At 69.3% G+C, this 15,892-nt stretch carries 13 protein-coding genes; 9 read left to right on the forward strand and 4 right to left on the reverse strand.

Going from position 1 to position 15,892, the window contains the following annotated elements:
* Positions 1–3 precede the first annotated feature (3 nt).
* The 7 genes from nadC to ACZ4S3_RS24295 all read left to right on the forward strand — a co-directional run bounded on the left by nadC (position 4) and on the right by ACZ4S3_RS24295 (position 4,601).
* Positions 4–1,074 carry a carboxylating nicotinate-nucleotide diphosphorylase gene (nadC, locus tag ACZ4S3_RS24265; RefSeq protein ID WP_467937486.1) on the forward strand — a complete coding sequence of 357 codons (1,071 nt, stop codon included), beginning with the start codon at positions 4–6 and terminating at the stop codon, positions 1,072–1,074.
* Between the two features lie 5 nt (positions 1,075–1,079).
* Positions 1,080–1,877 (forward strand): type III pantothenate kinase, encoded by a 798-nt coding sequence (locus tag ACZ4S3_RS24270; protein WP_467937488.1) that lies wholly within the window; start codon positions 1,080–1,082, stop codon positions 1,875–1,877.
* Positions 1,878–2,019: 142 nt separating this feature from the next.
* Positions 2,020–2,670 (forward strand): hypothetical protein, encoded by a 651-nt coding sequence (locus tag ACZ4S3_RS24275; protein WP_467937490.1) that lies wholly within the window; start codon positions 2,020–2,022, stop codon positions 2,668–2,670.
* Positions 2,671–2,717: 47 nt separating this feature from the next.
* Complete coding sequence (locus ACZ4S3_RS24280) at positions 2,718–2,894, forward strand: hypothetical protein (protein ID WP_467937492.1); 177 nt, start codon at positions 2,718–2,720, stop codon at positions 2,892–2,894.
* Between the two features lie 135 nt (positions 2,895–3,029).
* Positions 3,030–3,584 carry a BlaI/MecI/CopY family transcriptional regulator gene (locus ACZ4S3_RS24285; RefSeq protein WP_467937494.1) on the forward strand — a complete coding sequence of 185 codons (555 nt, stop codon included), beginning with the start codon at positions 3,030–3,032 and terminating at the stop codon, positions 3,582–3,584.
* Positions 3,585–3,593: 9 nt separating this feature from the next.
* Positions 3,594–4,112, forward strand: a complete 519-nt coding sequence (locus tag ACZ4S3_RS24290; protein ID WP_467937496.1) for an amino-acid N-acetyltransferase — start codon at positions 3,594–3,596, stop codon at positions 4,110–4,112.
* Between the two features lie 156 nt (positions 4,113–4,268).
* Positions 4,269–4,601 carry a histone-like nucleoid-structuring protein Lsr2 gene (locus ACZ4S3_RS24295; protein WP_467937596.1) on the forward strand — a complete coding sequence of 111 codons (333 nt, stop codon included), beginning with the start codon at positions 4,269–4,271 and terminating at the stop codon, positions 4,599–4,601.
* On the opposite strand, the gene ACZ4S3_RS24300 is transcribed toward ACZ4S3_RS24295, so the two are convergent.
* The gene (locus ACZ4S3_RS24300; protein WP_467937498.1) at positions 4,532–5,227 is read right to left on the reverse strand and encodes an SCO3374 family protein; all 696 of its coding nucleotides are present in this window, start codon (positions 5,225–5,227) and stop codon (positions 4,532–4,534) included. The genes ACZ4S3_RS24295 and ACZ4S3_RS24300 overlap by 70 nt on opposite strands.
* A gap of 497 nt (positions 5,228–5,724) precedes the next feature.
* Between ACZ4S3_RS24300 and ACZ4S3_RS24305 the strand changes: the two genes are divergently transcribed.
* A complete protein-coding gene (locus tag ACZ4S3_RS24305) occupies positions 5,725–8,250 on the forward strand; it encodes an ATP-dependent Clp protease ATP-binding subunit (RefSeq protein ID WP_467937500.1) in 2,526 nt (841 codons plus the stop codon).
* A 330-nt stretch (positions 8,251–8,580) separates the two neighbouring features.
* Here the strand turns inward: ACZ4S3_RS24305 and ACZ4S3_RS24310 are convergent, their stop codons facing one another.
* Positions 8,581–10,842 (reverse strand): NACHT domain-containing protein, encoded by a 2,262-nt coding sequence (locus tag ACZ4S3_RS24310; protein WP_467937502.1) that lies wholly within the window; start codon positions 10,840–10,842, stop codon positions 8,581–8,583.
* Between the two features lie 22 nt (positions 10,843–10,864).
* Positions 10,865–14,077, reverse strand: coding sequence for an NACHT domain-containing protein (locus tag ACZ4S3_RS24315; RefSeq protein ID WP_467937504.1), 3,213 nt, complete (start codon positions 14,075–14,077; stop codon positions 10,865–10,867).
* A gap of 511 nt (positions 14,078–14,588) precedes the next feature.
* Here ACZ4S3_RS24315 and ACZ4S3_RS24320 point away from each other — a divergent pair.
* Entirely contained in the window at positions 14,589–15,293 is a 705-nt protein-coding gene (locus ACZ4S3_RS24320) for a M23 family metallopeptidase (RefSeq protein WP_467937506.1), read from the forward strand.
* Here the strand turns inward: ACZ4S3_RS24320 and ACZ4S3_RS24325 are convergent.
* Positions 15,275–15,889 (reverse strand): TetR/AcrR family transcriptional regulator, encoded by a 615-nt coding sequence (locus ACZ4S3_RS24325; RefSeq protein WP_467937508.1) that lies wholly within the window; start codon positions 15,887–15,889, stop codon positions 15,275–15,277. The genes ACZ4S3_RS24320 and ACZ4S3_RS24325 overlap by 19 nt on opposite strands.
* Between the last annotated feature and the right edge of the window lie 3 nt (positions 15,890–15,892).

Here is a 15,892-nt window from a genome sequence, read left to right on the forward strand (position 1 = left end):
CCCGTGAGCAGCACCCCCGACGACCTCCCCCTCCTCCAGATCGGCGGGCCCTCCAGCGGCGCCCCCACCGGTGGCGGCTGCGGCGATGCCTGCGGCTGCGGCAGCGACGACGACTCCTACGAGCTGGACCCGCTGACCTGCGGTCTGGACCCCGATCTGGCCTCGCTCCTGGTGGCCGCGGGTCTCGACCCCGTACAGGTCGAGGACATCGCGCATCTGGCCGTCGAGGAGGACCTCGACCAGGGCGTGGACGTCACGACCGTGGCGACCATCCCCGAAGACGCGGTCGCCACCGGTGACTTCACGGCCCGCGAGGCCGGTACGGTCGCCGGGCTGCGGATCGCCGAGGCGGTGCTGTCCATCGTGTGCACCGACGAGTTCGCGGTCGAGCGGCATGTCGAGGACGGCGACCGGGTCGAGGCCGGCGCCAAGCTGCTGTCCGTCACCACCCGCACCCGCGATCTGCTCACCGCCGAGCGCAGCGCGCTGAACATCCTGTGCCGGCTGTCGGGCATCGCGACCGCCACCCGTGCCTGGGCCGATGTCCTGGAGGGCACCAAGGCCAAGGTCCGGGACACCCGTAAGACGACGCCGGGGCTGCGTGCCCTGGAGAAGTTCGCGGTGCGCTGCGGCGGGGGCGTCAACCACCGGATGTCGCTGTCGGACGCGGCGCTGATCAAGGACAACCATGTGGTCGCGGCGGGCGGCGTGGCCGCGGCGTTCACGGCCGTACGGGAGGAGTTCCCGGGTCTGGCGATCGAGGTGGAGGTCGACCGGATCGACCAGATCCCGCCGATCCTCGCCGAGGGCGCCGATCTGATCCTGCTGGACAACTTCACGCCGGAGCAGACCGCGGAGGCCGTGGAGCTGGTCGCGGGCCGCGCGATGCTGGAGTCCTCCGGCCGCCTGACCCTCGCCAATGCGCGGGCGTACGCGGAGACCGGCATCGACTACCTGGCCGTGGGCGCGCTCACGCACTCCTCCCCGATCCTCGACATCGGCCTCGACCTGCGCGAGGACGACAGTCAGGACGGCGCCCGGGACGGCGCCGACAGCCAGGACGAGGGCCGCTGACCGCCATGCTGCTGACCATCGACGTAGGCAACACCCACACGGTTCTCGGCCTCTTCGACGGCGAGGAGATCGTCGAGCACTGGCGGATCTCCACCGACGCCCGCCGCACCGCCGACGAGCTGGCCGTGCTCCTCCAGGGCCTGATGGGCATGCACCCGCTGCTCGGCGACGACCTGGGCGACGGCATCGAGGGCATCTCCATCTGCTCCACCGTCCCCTCCGTCCTGCACGAGCTGCGCGAGGTCACCCGCCGCTACTACGGGGACGTGCCGGCCGTCCTGGTGGAGCCCGGCGTCAAAACCGGCGTGCCGGTCCTCATGGACAACCCCAAGGAGGTCGGCGCCGACCGGATCATCAACTCCCTGGCGGCCGTCGAGCTTTACGGCGGCCCGGCGATCGTCGTGGACTTCGGTACGGCCACCACCTTCGACGCGGTCAGCGTGCGCGGCGAGTACGTGGGCGGTGTGATCGCGCCGGGCATCGAGATCTCGGTGGACGCGCTGGGCGTCAAGGGCGCCCAGCTGCGCAAGATCGAGCTGGCCCGGCCGCGCAGCGTCATCGGCAAGAACACCGTCGAGGCGATGCAGTCCGGCATCCTCTACGGCTTCGCGGGCCAGGTGGACGGTGTGGTCCAGCGGATGGCGCGGGAGCTGGCCGAGGACCCCGACGATGTCACCGTCATCGCCACCGGCGGGCTGGCCCCGATGGTGCTGGGCGAGTCCTCGGTGATCGACGCGCACGAGCCCTGGCTCACCCTGATCGGCCTGCGGCTGGTCTACGAGCGGAACATCGCCCGCTCGTAGGCGGCACAAGCAGCACAAGCAGCACAAGCAGCGTAAGCGGCACGCGTACCGCGGCGCGGACCTGTCGTGCCCCGGTACGACCTGCCGCGCCACCGTAAGCGAATTAAGCGGCTTTTGTCCGAAACGGTCGTAAAGTCGCCGCATGCCTATGCCATACGGATCCCGCGGCGGCATGACGTTCAGCGCCGATGAGCTGCGGGTGCTCCGTCGCGCTCTCGCCCATGCCCTGCAGTCGACGTCCTGTTCCGTCCCGCTCGGCGCCGCCGGCCTCCAGTGGCCGGCGGACACCCAGGAATACCTCCGGCTGGCCGAGGCGGTGGACGAGGCGGTCCGCGAAGGCGGGCGGCTGCGCGCCTTCCTGGTCGCCGACCTCGCCCGCTACCGCGAAGCCCTGCCCGGCTCGGCCGCCGGCTACCTCGCCCACCTCAAGGAGGCGCTGACGGCCGGCTACGTCCCCGGGCCCGACGACCTCGCCGCCCTGCGCACGCTCGTCGCCCGGCGCACCGGCGCGGCCGAGGGCGAGCGCCGCGCCACCTTGCTGCGCCGGTGCGAGCAGCTGGCCGAGCGCTCCGTACGGGCCCGGCTGCGCGCCCTGCCCGGCGGCCGCGGGACGGCGCGTGAGCCGGAGCGCAAGCCGGAGCCCGAGCCGGCGGCCGAACCCAAACAGCACCCTCAGCCCGCGCCGCAGCCCGCGCCCAAGTCCCCGCGCCCGGACCGCCCGATCCCCACGCCCGGCGAGGTCTTCCCGCCCCGCCGCAAGTCCGCCCCGCACCCCGAGACCCGCACCGCCTGAGCGCTGCGTACCCTGGGAATCTCACGCCCCAAAGGAGGCCACCCGCCATGGATTACGTCTCAGCGCTGCTCCCGCCCGTGGTGATGGCCGTGGCCTTCACCGCGCTGATCGTGACGATCGTCAAGAGCCAGGGCGGCCCGAACAAGGCCAAGGAAGACGCCGCCGCGGACGCCCTGATCGCCAGGGCCGAATCCCTTCCGCAGCCCAAGACGCAAGGCATCTGACCGCCCCGCCGCCTTTTTCGGCGGTTCGCGCACTGTACGGCCCGGGAATGACCATCTCGGGCCGTACATCCTTTTTCCGGCCCAAACGCAACGAGATCAACCGGCATTCGCGACATCTCCCACTATTGTTCTTGTGTGCCGAGACGCTTGGGTGATCTGGAAGACGCGGTGATGACGCGGGTCTGGGAGTGGAACCGCCCGGTCACCGTTCGAGAAGTCCTGGAAGATCTCCAGAAGGAACGGTCGATCGCCTACACGACGGTCATGACCGTATTGGACAACCTTCATCAGAAGGGCTGGGTTCGCCGCGAAGCAGAAGGCCGCGCCTATCGATATGAGGCGGTCTCCACGCGTGCCGCGTACTCGGCCGCACTGATGAACGAAGCATGGTCCGCCAGCGACAACCCCGCGGCCGCTCTTGTGGCCTTCTTCGACATGATGTCGCCGGAACAGCGACATGCCCTGCGTGATGCCGTACGGATGGTGCAAGTCGACGATCCGGAGACCGGCGAACCGGCACAAGAGACCGCTCCTGAACAGGCACCGGAAGCGGGAAGGGAAGCGGGAACGCAAGCGGGATCGGAACAGGCCTCTCAAGCCGGATCGGAACAAGGGCCGCAAGAGACGCAAGAACGCGCATCCCGTGAAGGTGATGAACCCGAGGCGGACGCCGCGGAGGCGGGGCGATAGCGTCCCCGCATGCCCGTGCATTCAAAAGGCCTCACCGTCCGCCGCGCCCGGACCAGCGATGTCCCCGCGGTACGCCGCCTCATCGACTCCTACTCACGGGACGGCATCCTGCTCGACAAAGCCACCGTCACGCTTTACGAGGACATCCAGGAGTTCTGGGTCGCCGAGCGGGACGAAGACGCCGAGGTCGTCGGCTGCGGGGCGCTGCACGTGATGTGGGAAGACCTGGCCGAAGTACGCACCCTGGCGGTGGATCCGCAGCTCAAGGGCTCGGGAGTCGGCCACCAAGTCCTCGACAAGCTGCTGAGTACCGCGCGCTGGCTCGGAGTACGGCGCATTTTCTGTCTCACCTTCGAAGTCGACTTCTTCACCAAGCACGGCTTCGTGGAGATCGGTGAGACTCCGGTAGACGGTGATGTCTACAGCGAGCTGCTGCGTTCCTATGATGAGGGCGTTGCCGAGTTCCTCGGGCTCGAACGAGTGAAGCCCAACACCCTGGGTAACAGCCGGATGCTTCTGCACCTGTGATCAGTGTTCTATGTCCGAATCGCTCCCCTATCTCATGGCTACGGAAGCATGCGTTCCCCGCTCTGCGGGCAAGTGAACCCTACCCAAGGGTTTGTGTTTTTCCCGGAAAAGCGGTTTGCTTTCCGTCGTAATCCACATTCGATGAAAGGGAAACCGGTGGCACAGAAGGTTCAGGTTCTTCTTGTCGACGACCTCGACGGCGGCGAGGCCGACGAGACCGTGACGTTCTCTCTCGACGGCAAGTCCTACGAGATCGACCTCACCGTTGCCAACGCCGAGAAGCTTCGCGAGTCGCTGGCCGACTTCGTGAAGGCCGGTCGTCGTACGGGTGGCCGCGCTGCGGGCCGTGGCAAGGCGCGCGTCGCTTCCGGCGGCTCCCAGGACACCGCGAAGATCCGCGCCTGGGCGAAGGAGAACGGCTACAACGTCAATGACCGTGGCCGCGTCCCCGCCGACATTCGCGAGGCATTTGAGAAGGCCAACGGCTGATCGCCGTCAACGCGATCCGATTGGGCATTACGAGCACGCAGCAACCGGGCACGGTGGCACTCCGTAGCCGCCGCGCTCACCAGCCGAATCAGGTCGGGGGCGCCCCCATCGTCTCCGATTCCTGCCCCGAACCCCGTGGTGGGCAGGGAATTCTCCGCCGCGCGCCCCGGCCGGGGAGGTCGCAACCATCCTGCGGCCTCCCGCGCGCCGAATCCGCGCGATGACGGCACCCCGGCGGCGGACGAGTGCGTGGGGACGGCCGGCGCGGGCATCCGCTCTCCGGCCCCGCGCGCGCCGAGATCCGGTACGAGCGCACCCCACTCGAGCCATTCCAGGATTTCCGGGAGCTCCTCGGCACCGCCGACCGCGATGAGCATGAGCATTTTCGGCCGATCAATGAGGCGATTCCCGTCGCGTCCGGACCGTAGCAGCGCCACCGGGCCGGTGCCCGGCAGCCGCCGCAGTACGGCGCGTCCCGCGTCGGCCGGCATCTCCAGGACATCGAAACGCTGCCCCACCAGCAGCTCCACCGGCTCCGTGCCGGTGGTCGGCCAGCTCATCTCCTCCTCGTACCACCGGCGGACGGCGGCAAGAGGGCTGCGGGGTCGCGGAAGCGCGCGGGCCATATCTGGTGCAACTCCCCGAAACCCAGGAAGTTACGCTGAGTGGAGAGTTGGATACGCACTGTGCCCGACGGGGAGCGGCCCGGCGCATTCGATGGCGGATTGATGTTCGCCCGTAGCGGATGGATGGGGCCCGCGCCGCATGGAGTGTCAGTGGCAGCGGGTAAGACAGTCACAGTGGGAAGAGACCGTGTGACCGGCGCCCAAGGCGCTCTGCTCCGGCCGAGGGTGCGATGCGGTGGGCGTGTCGGGAGAGCGTGCGTTCGCCATGGGCGTAGTGGCGAAGAGCGTATATGCCTGGCCTGCGGGAACATCGTCTCGCACCATCGAGTTGGAGCAGATGTCAGCTGTTCGGCAGTAAATTTCCCCGCCGGAGCGGGGGTGATCCGGACGGGTGTCGGCAGTTGGAATGAGCTGTCCCGCCCCGCGGGACTAGCATGCGGAAGGACAGGGAGGGGACCGACCCCTAACTGCCTGACCGCTCTGAGGAGCGATTAACGATGTTCGAGAGGTTCACCGACCGCGCGCGGCGGGTTGTCGTCCTGGCTCAGGAAGAAGCCCGGATGCTCAACCACAACTACATCGGCACCGAGCACATCCTCCTGGGCCTGATCCATGAGGGTGAGGGTGTCGCCGCTAAGGCCCTGGAGAGCCTCGGGATTTCGCTCGAGGCGGTCCGCCAGCAGGTGGAGGAGATCATCGGGCAGGGCCAGCAGGCTCCGTCCGGGCACATTCCCTTCACCCCCCGTGCCAAGAAGGTCCTGGAGCTTTCGCTCCGCGAGGCCCTCCAGCTCGGCCACAACTACATCGGTACGGAGCACATCCTGCTCGGCCTGATCCGCGAGGGCGAGGGCGTCGCCGCCCAGGTCCTGGTGAAGCTGGGCGCCGATCTCAACCGGGTGCGGCAGCAGGTCATCCAGCTGCTCTCCGGCTACCAGGGCAAGGAAGCCGCCACGGCCGGCGGCCCCGCCGAGGGCACGCCCTCGACCTCCCTCGTCCTGGACCAGTTCGGCCGCAACCTGACGCAGGCCGCTCGCGAGACCAAGCTCGACCCGGTCATCGGGCGCGAGAAGGAAATCGAGCGGGTCATGCAGGTGCTCTCCCGCCGTACGAAGAACAACCCGGTCCTCATCGGCGAGCCCGGCGTCGGCAAGACGGCGGTCGTCGAAGGACTGGCGCAGGCCATCGTCAAGGGCGAGGTGCCCGAGACCCTCAAGGACAAGCACCTCTACACCCTCGACCTCGGTGCCCTGGTCGCCGGCTCCCGCTACCGCGGTGACTTCGAAGAGCGCCTGAAGAAGGTCCTCAAGGAGATCCGCACCCGCGGCGACATCATCCTGTTCATCGACGAGCTCCACACCCTGGTGGGTGCGGGCGCCGCCGAGGGCGCGATCGACGCCGCGAGCATCCTCAAGCCCATGCTGGCGCGAGGCGAGCTGCAGACCATCGGTGCCACGACGCTCGACGAGTACCGCAAGCACCTGGAGAAGGACGCGGCCCTCGAGCGCCGCTTCCAGCCGATCCAGGTCGCGGAGCCGTCGCTGCCGCACACCATCGAGATCCTCAAGGGCCTGCGGGACCGCTACGAAGCGCACCACCGCGTGTCCATCACGGACTCCGCGCTGGTCGCCGCGGCCACCCTCGCCGACCGCTACATCTCCGACCGCTTCCTGCCGGACAAGGCGATCGACCTGATCGACGAGGCCGGCTCCCGGATGCGGATCCGCCGCATGACCGCACCGCCGGACCTGCGCGAATTCGACGAGAAGATCGCCGATGTGCGCCGGGAGAAGGAGTCCGCGATCGACTCGCAGGACTTCGAGATGGCCGCGGGCCTGCGCGACAAGGAGAAGCAGCTCCTGGCCGCGAAGACGAAGCGGGAGAAGGAGTGGAAGGCCGGCGACATGGACGTCGTCGCCGAGGTCGACGAGGACCTGATCGCCGAGGTCCTGGCGACGGCCACCGGCATCCCGGTCTTCAAGCTGACCGAGGAGGAGTCGAGCCGCCTGCTGCGTATGGAGGACGAGCTCCACAAGCGCGTCATCGGCCAGAAGGACGCCATCAAGGCGCTCTCCCAGGCCATCCGCCGTACCCGTGCCGGCCTGAAGGACCCGAAGCGCCCCGGCGGTTCGTTCATCTTCGCGGGCCCGTCCGGTGTCGGTAAGACGGAGCTCAGCAAGACCCTCGCCGAATTCCTCTTCGGCGACGAGGACGCGCTGATCTCCCTCGACATGTCGGAGTTCAGCGAGAAGCACACGGTCTCGCGGCTGTTCGGTTCGCCTCCCGGCTACGTCGGCTACGAAGAGGGCGGCCAGCTCACCGAGAAGGTGCGCCGCAAGCCGTTCTCCGTCGTGCTCTTCGACGAGGTCGAGAAGGCCCACCCGGACATCTTCAACTCGCTGCTGCAGATCCTGGAGGACGGTCGCCTGACCGACTCCCAGGGCCGGGTCGTGGACTTCAAGAACACGGTCATCATCATGACGACCAACCTCGGCACGCGGGACATCTCTAAGGGCTTCAACCTGGGCTTCGCGGCCCAGGGTGACACCAAGTCCAGCTACGAGCGGATGAAGAACAAGGTCAACGAAGAGCTCAAGCAGCACTTCCGCCCCGAGTTCCTCAACCGTGTCGACGACACCGTCGTCTTCCACCAGCTGACCGAGGAAGACATCATCCAGATCGTCGACCTCATGATCGCCAAGGTGGACGAGCGGCTCAAGGACCGCGACATGGGCATCGAGCTCAGCGGCGAGGCCAAGTCGCTGCTGGCCAAGCGCGGGTACGACCCGGTGCTCGGCGCCCGTCCGCTGCGCCGCACGATCCAGCGCGAGATCGAGGACGCCCTCTCGGAGAAGATCCTCTTCAGCGAGCTGCGTCCGGGCCACATCGTGGTCGTCGATGTCGAGGGCGAGGGTGACAGCGCCAAGTTCACCTTCCGCGGCGAGGAGAAGTCCGCACTGCCGGACGCCCCGCCGATCGAGTCCGCCGCCGGCGGCTCGGGCCCGAACCTGAGCAAGGACGCGTAGCCAGGCGGATATCGCTCAGCGCATTCGCGTACAGCAACTGCCCCGGAACCGTTTCGTACGGTCCGGGGCAGTGCTGTGTGACCGGAGCGGTGGCGGGACAGGCGACGGGGCAGGCGACCGGACAGCGGGCACCTAGGGGTGTGGCGAACAGATCCCGTAGGGGATGCGAGCGCCCCCTGTGGGCCCACAACGGGGGTGGGCCCGGGCGGTATTCCCGTGGGGCGCTGCCCAGCTGGACGGCGCTACAGCGAGCTGGGCGACCTGGTCTCGAGCTGGATGACCCTGGCTAGAGGAGCTGGTTGACCCTGCCCTGGAGCTGGATGACGCTGCCTAGAGCTGGATGACGTGGATGCCGTCCGGGACGCCTGTTACCGGGGGGATGCGGCGGCCGATCCGTAGGGTGTCCAGCTTGGGGAAGGCTGTTAGCCAGTCCATGGAAACGCCCAGGTCATAGGCGAGCCACAGGCGGGTCAGGCCGTCCGCCGGGGCGATGCCCTCGATCAGCTGGTCCGGGGTGAAGTGCCCGGCGATCCGTAGATGCGGGCGGCCGCCCAGGCGGCGCAGGGTGTGCAATTCCTCCAGGTCGGCGACCGGGAAATACAGCTCGGCCGGCTCCAGATGGGCGATGATCTCGCGGGCGTAGCGGGCGGTGTCGTAATGCCGCCAGGCCCCCGCGAGCTGCGCCCGGATGTCGTGGTGCTGCCGGTCGCGCAGCCCCGTCAGATAGTCGATCGCCATGTCGTCGGCGATGGAGGTGGCGGTGATGGCGAGGAGATGGGCCTCGTCCTCGGAGGCCCGGGTCGGATCGGGGAGCATCTCCAGGACGATCGGGCCGATCCACCCCAGCGCGCGGGCCGCGGACGGGGTACTGGGGCGCACCATGTCCCGGGTGAAGCGCTGTACGCGGGCGCGGACGTCCGGGTCGAGTTCGGTGGCGTGTTCCAGGCAGGCTGCCGCCAGCAGCTTGCGGTGCCGGGCCTCGGCGGCGCGTACGCCCGCGTGCGGGGCCAGCAGGCCGTCCAGGAGGGCCGCGCACTCGTCGGGCCGGGCCAGGGCCACGGCCATCCGTATGACGTCTTCCCAGTCGTCGTGGTGGGCGTGGTCCAGGAGCAGCGCGAAGTCGTGCCGCTGCACGGTCGCGCGGGCCGAAAGATAGTCCTGGAAGGTGCGGTGCACGAAGTCGACCGTGCCCGGGGTGGGCTCCCGTAGCAGCCCGGTGCGGTTGAGCAGATGCCGGAAGACGTCCTCGGGGCCGCCTTGGCGGGCGGCATCCGGGATGGCGGGCAGATGCTCGGCGAGGGTCGCGATGGCCGTCTCCCGGTCCATCTCCGAACGCCCGTTGACCAGCATCCACCGGGCCAGTTTCTGCAGCAGCTGGATCTTGGGCTGCCGGGTCAGCTCCACGCCGTCGGTGGCGACCATCGCCCGCTCCCGGTCGCGGCGTTCCAGCAGCATCGACAGCGCCGCGTCGTAGAGCTCTTTGCGGCCGTTGGGCAGATAGCCGCGGCGGTCGCGGTGCAGGGCGCACAGCAGCCCGCACATCAGCGGATTGGTGGCCAGCCGGCCCAGGTCGCGGGTGATGCGTACGGCGTTGAGGAGCGTGTGCTCGTAGTGGCCGAGCCGGTCGAGGTCGGCCGGGCGCTGCTGGGCGGCGGCCCGGTGCCAGCGCTGGATGAACGCCGCGATGTCCTCCCGGCTCATGGGCGCCAGGGAGAGCTCGGCGAAGCCTTCCGCGGCCAGCCACTGGTGGGGGACGGCGGAGGGGCGGGAGGTGACGATGTAGACGGTGCCCGGGTAGCGGGTGGTCCAGTCGCGGAGCCGGTCGCGTACCTCGTTGCGGTCGTCCTCCGGGGCCTCGTCGATGCCGTCGATCAGGAGCAGCGCGCGGCCCTCGCTCAGGACGCGCTCGGCCCAGCCGGACGGCTGGCGGGCGGCGTCCGGGGAGCCGGTGGCCGCCAGGAAGGCGGCCGGATCGGGGAAGCCGTCGCGGGCGAAGCGGCGTACGGGGAGCAGGAACGGCACCCGGCCGCGCAGCGCGGCGAGCGCCTCGGGCAGCTCGTCGCGGGCGGTGGCGACGGTCAGCCACTGCAGGAGCGTGGTTTTGCCGGAGCCGGCTACGCCGCGGATGAGGATGCGGGGGCGGTGGGCGAGGGCCTGTTCGGCGGGGATGGGGGGCTCGTCGCCTTGCCCGGTGGCCGAGGTGTCCGGCCCCGGCTCGCACTGAAGGCCCAGGTAGGCGGCGTCGAGGGGCCAGCTGTCGGGGGAGTGGGCCAGGTCGATGCCGAAGATCGTGAGGTGGTTGTGGGTGGTGGCGGTGGCCTGGGCGTAGTGGTGGGTGAACAGGGCGTCGAGGAGGAGGCGGGCGAGGGGGGCGTCCACGGGGGCCGGGGCGGTGGTGGCGGTGGTGAGGAGGGCCGTGGTGAGGGCCTCGTCGGGGGCGCCGAGGGCGTGTTCCACGAGGGCGGCGGCGAGGGCGTGGAGGTCCTCGCGGGGGAGGGGTGCGGTGGCGTCGGAGCTGTAGAGGGCGCGGGCGAGGGGGGCGAGGGCGTCGGGGGTGAGGCGGGCGGCGATGGTCGTGGGGTCCGGTTCCATGGGCTTCCCGTAACTGCGGTGGCTAGGGGCGGGGGCGGGGGTAGAGGGTGAGTTTGGTGTGGGGTGGGAGGGAGTTGGGGGGTTCCGGGCGGAGGCAGGAGAGGTGGACCTCCTGGAGGTCGGGGAGGGCCGAGAGCGGCGCGAGGTCGATGGGGGCGTTGATCAGGCCGTACAGCTGGACCTTCTGGGCGCCGGGGAAAGCGGGGAGGACGGTGCGCAGGATGCGGCTCAGTTCGGCGATGGGGCGGCGGTCCGAATTGAGGAGGCTGAGGATTTTTACCTGTGGCAGCCGGAGGCCGGGGGGAATGTGCAGGGCGCCACCTTCGGTGTGCAGACCGAAGGAAAAGTTCTCCAGCTCGGTGAGGCCCATGAGCGCCCGCCACTGGTCCTCGGCGAAGTCTTCGGCGATGCGCCGTAGTTGCATGTACTTGAGGTGCGGCCAGCAGGTCACGCGGCTGAAGTCGGCTCCGACCGGTTCGTCGACGGTGAGGCGGATGAGCGGGGCGTCGGAGGGGAGGGACGCCAGGCCCTCGGGTGGGAGCGACGACTGCAGGTCCAGGAACTCGAGACGGTGCAACTGGTCAAGTCCGTGCAGACCGTTCAAGCCGCTGACGGACAGGCCCTCGAGGGGCAGGTCCGCGAGCGGGGCGACGCTGTCGACGGCGGGGCAGCCCTGGAGCCGCAGTGACGTCAGCGCCGGGAAGTGCCGGAGAAACGCGATGCTGTTGATCTTCGAGTTGTCCGTCAGCGCCAGATTCGTGACCGTGCGGTGAGCCAGCCGGTCGAGGAGCTCGTCGTCGCTGTGCGGGCCGACGACGACGGTGTGCGGACGACCGCCGAGGGCCTTGAGGGCATGCAGCTCGGCGGGGCTGCTCACGGTGATGGGGAGGTCGCTTCCGATGTGCCGGATGATCTCCTGGGCATAGCGCTCGGTGTCGAAATACTGCCAGGAGGCGGCAAGTCGGACTCGTACGTTCGGGGAAGGGTGCCTGCGAAAGCCCTTCATGACTTCCAGGGCGGCGTCCGAGCCGATGCGCGCCGCGGTGGTCACCACTTCCCCCGCCTCGTCGTCCTCCAGCCCGTCCGGGCCGGGCAGCAGCTCCAGGACGATGGGCCCCACCTCGGCGAGCAGCTCCGACTCCTCACGGTTGCGGGGCGGCAGGATCGCCCTGGCGCGTTCGCGTACCAACTCCCTTACGTCCGGGTCCAGCTCCGTGGCGTGCTCCAGGCAAGCCATGGCCAGCAGATGGACGCGCAGCCGGGTACGGGCACTCCTGATCCCGTCGCCGTGCGCAATCAGCGCCCGTAAAATCTCGGCGCGTTCGCGTGGCCGCGCATGCGCCACCGCCATCCGGATCACGTCCTCGAACTGGGCGTCCACCGCATTGCGCGCGAGCAGTCCGAAGTCGCCGTCCTCGACGGCCGCCCGCCCGCCGAGATAGTCCTGAAAGGTCCGGTGGATGAAGTCGACCGAGCCGGGCGCCGGTTCGCGGAGCAGCCCACTGCGCTGCAGCAGATGCCGGAAGACGGCCGCGGCATTGCCCTGAGCGGCCGCCGCAGGTACGGCGGGCAGCGCATCCGCGATGATCATCTCCGCCCGCTCGCGATCCAGCTCGGTGCGCCCGTTGCGGATCAGCCAGTACGCCAGCCGCTGCAGCAGCTGAACCTGCGGCTCGTCCGCCAGCTCGATACCCGTGGGGGCGGCCATGTCCCGCTCCCGGTCGCGCCGGGAGAGCAGCATGCCGAGCGCCGCGTCGTACAACTCCTTGCGCCCGTGGGGGAGATAGCCGCGCCGGTCGCGGTGGAGCGCGCAGATCAGGCCGCACATCAGCGGGTTGGTGGCCAGCCGGCCCAGGTCCTGTTTGGTGCGGACGGCGGTGAGCAGGGACTGCTCGTACGCGTCGAGGCGTTCGGCGTCCTCGGCGTTGTCGCGGGCCGCGTCGTGCCAGCGGCCGATGAAGGCGGCGACCTCCTCGCGGCCCATCGGGGTCAGCGTCAGCTCGTCGAAGCCGTCGGCGGCGAGCCAGTCCTCGCGTACGGCGGAGGGGCGGGTGGTGACCAGCCACAGGTTGTCCGGGAAGGCGTCCAGCAGGTCGCGCAGCCATTGGCGGGCGTTTGCGCGTTCGCGTTCGGGGATTTCGTCCAGGCCGTCGACCAGGAGGAGACCGCGGCCGGAGGCCAGTACGCGCTCGGCCCATCCGTCGGGCCGGGCGCCGGCGACCGGGCAGCCGACGGCGGTCAGGAAGCGGTCGGGGGTGGGCAGGGCGGCGCCGGAGCGGGTGAGGGTGCGCAGGGGGAGGACGAAGGGGATGCGGCCGTAGAGGTGGGGGAGGGCCGACTCGGTGGGCTCCTTGGTGCAGGAGACGGCCATCCACTGGACGAGGGTGCTCTTGCCGGAGCCCGCCACGCCGCGCAGCAGGACCCGGTCGAAGTCGGCGAGGGCCTGGTCGGCGCGTTGGGGCGGGCGGGGCGGCGGTTCCTCGGCGCCCGCGCCGGTGATGATGGTGAACTCGTGGCGCGGTCTCGTGGCGCCCAGGCTCAGATACGCGGAGTCCAGCGGCCACCTGTCCGGGGAATTGGCCAGGTCGATGCCGTAGATGGTCAGTCGGCTGTGCTTGCGGGCGATGTAGTCGAGGTAGGAGCGCTCGAAGGCGGTGTCGGCGGCCCGCGGGGACGGGTGCCCCTCGAGGAATGTGTCGATCTTGGCGATCGCGTCGTCCAGGCTGCGGCTCTGCTGGACCAGGGTGCGGGCCACGAACGTCGACCGCTGCGTGAAGAAGTGCACGATGTGCAGGCAGGCGACGGCGAGCAGGGTGTGGTGCATCAGCTCGGCGTCCCGGGAGAGGCCGCGGGTGGCGTGCGGGGAGGCGGCGGTGAGGCGTTCGACGAGCACGCTGTGGCCTAGATAGACGGCCTGTACGTCTTCCATGGTCAGCTCGCCGAGGCCGCGCAGTGTGGTGGCCAGCGCGTCGGCCACCGCCGTTTCCTCGTCCTCGGGAATCGGCCGCTCGCCGGGGCCGGCGGAATGTAACGCGCGCCGCACCAGCTCGGCCGCGAGCTTGTGGAGGTCCTCGTCGGAGAGGGTCTGCTTCTCGCCCTTGAAGGACACCAGGCCGGATATCCGTACGGGCCCGGAGACCAGGCCGGCCCCCGGCCCCTCCTTGACGAACAGTTTCCTGACGAGCGGCGCGATCACGCTGGAGGCGAGCCGTATTCCCACTGCTGACGGATCCATCGTGCGGGCGGCCTCCCCCGTGGCGGCTGACGTCGTCGGAGCCAGGCTACGCGCCGGGCGGCGGGCGGGTGGCTCATTCGGCTAATTCCCCGGTCCGGCGAGTAATCCATGTCACGTAATCCAGGTCACAAATAAGGCGACGAGTCTTATGGGGCGGTGACATGAGGCACACGGTATTAGCGGCCTACTAGAAGCATTAGGGAGGCGCGGGGGGTGCCATTCGGCTTCGGGGCGGGGTTTTCGATGGCTGGGGTGGGGCGTGCGCTCAGCGTCCGGGTGTGGGTGAAATGCCAGGTCAGGCGGGTTGGTGGCGGAGTGGCGCGGTCGCGGATGAGGGGGATGGGGCGCCCCGCTATGGCGTGAATTACATCGGCCCCAATACGGCACCCGGTAGTAGAAAGGTGCCCTTGGCGGGGCGTCGAATGCGGGTTACCAAGGAATGGCCAACCCGGTCCGCAGCCGGGGAAAGCCAATCAATTCCTGATTCCAGATCTCTGGAGGACAAACCCGCATGTCGAAGTTCAGCGCCGTCCGTAATCCGAAGAACTCCGCGAAGAAGTCCGTGCTGCGCAATCGCGTCGCCGTTGTGGCCGGTGGCCTCGGTGTCGCCGCCGCGCTGGGCGCCGGTATCGCCAACGCCGCCGACTCGGGCCTGATGAACCTCAGCGCGAACGTCGGCTCGACGGTCAGCGCACAGGCCGACGCGCAGGCCAAGGCGGCCAAGGACGCCAAGGCGGCCGCCGCGAAGGCCAAGGCCGATGCCGTGCAGGCCAGGAAGGACGCGGCCAAGAAGGCCGAGGCCTGGGTCAAGCCGGTCGACAGCTACGTCCTCGGCTCGAGCTTCGGTCTCGCCGGCAGCCACTGGTCGCACAACCACAGTGGTCAGGACTTCGTCGTGCCGACCGGTACCCAGGTCCACGCCGTCCACCACGGCACCGTCGTCAAGGCAGGCCCCTGGGGCGGCGGTGACGGCCCGGCGTACGGCAACGCCATTGTGATCAAGCACGACGACGGCACGTACACCCAGTACGCGCACCTGTCACAGATACAGGTCCAGGTCGGCCAGCAGGTCGCCACGGGCCAGCAGATCGCGCTTTCCGGCAGCACCGGTAACTCCACCGGCCCCCACCTGCACTTCGAGGTCCGCACCGGTCCTGACTACGGGACGGGCATCGAGCCGACCGGATTCCTGCGGGCTCACGACGACGCCGTCTGAGCTGAATCCGGCCGGGCTGGCCGGCGGTTCGGCGGGTTTGCCGCCGTGACCAGTTCCGTGGCGACCTCGAGGATGGCCTTGCGCTTCTCCTCGGGGTCGCCTTCGAGGTTCTGCATCGCGAACATGCCCGCGTGGATGGAGAACAGCGCCGTGATGCAGCGCACCTGATCCGTCAGCTCCGCATCGGGCTCCCTGAGGAGGCCGAAGAGGGTGTGCATGCGCTCCTTGAAGGTGTCGCCGATGGCGAGGTCGCGTACGGTCGCCTGGTTCTCCTGCATGAAACGGAAGAGGGGCTCGGCGTTGCGGAGCGATTCGCCGTAGCGGCGGATCACTTCCTGCTTGGTGGCGAGGGTGCGGGGCTGCGTCCCGGCCCAGGCGATCAGCTCGTCGATCGGACCGCGCAGGTCCTCGAACAGGCTGATGACGATGTCTTCCTTGGTCTTGAAGTGGTAGTAGAGCGCCGCCTTGGTGACATCGAGCTTCTCGGCGATCTCACGCAGTGAGGTCTTCTCGTAGCCGTGCTCGGAGAACAGCCCCAGAGCGACGTCCTGAATGCGCTGGCGGGTGTTCCCGCGGCGCGTGTGCGGTGTGCTCATGGC

The organism is Streptomyces sp. NPDC028368 (assembly GCF_055565615.1).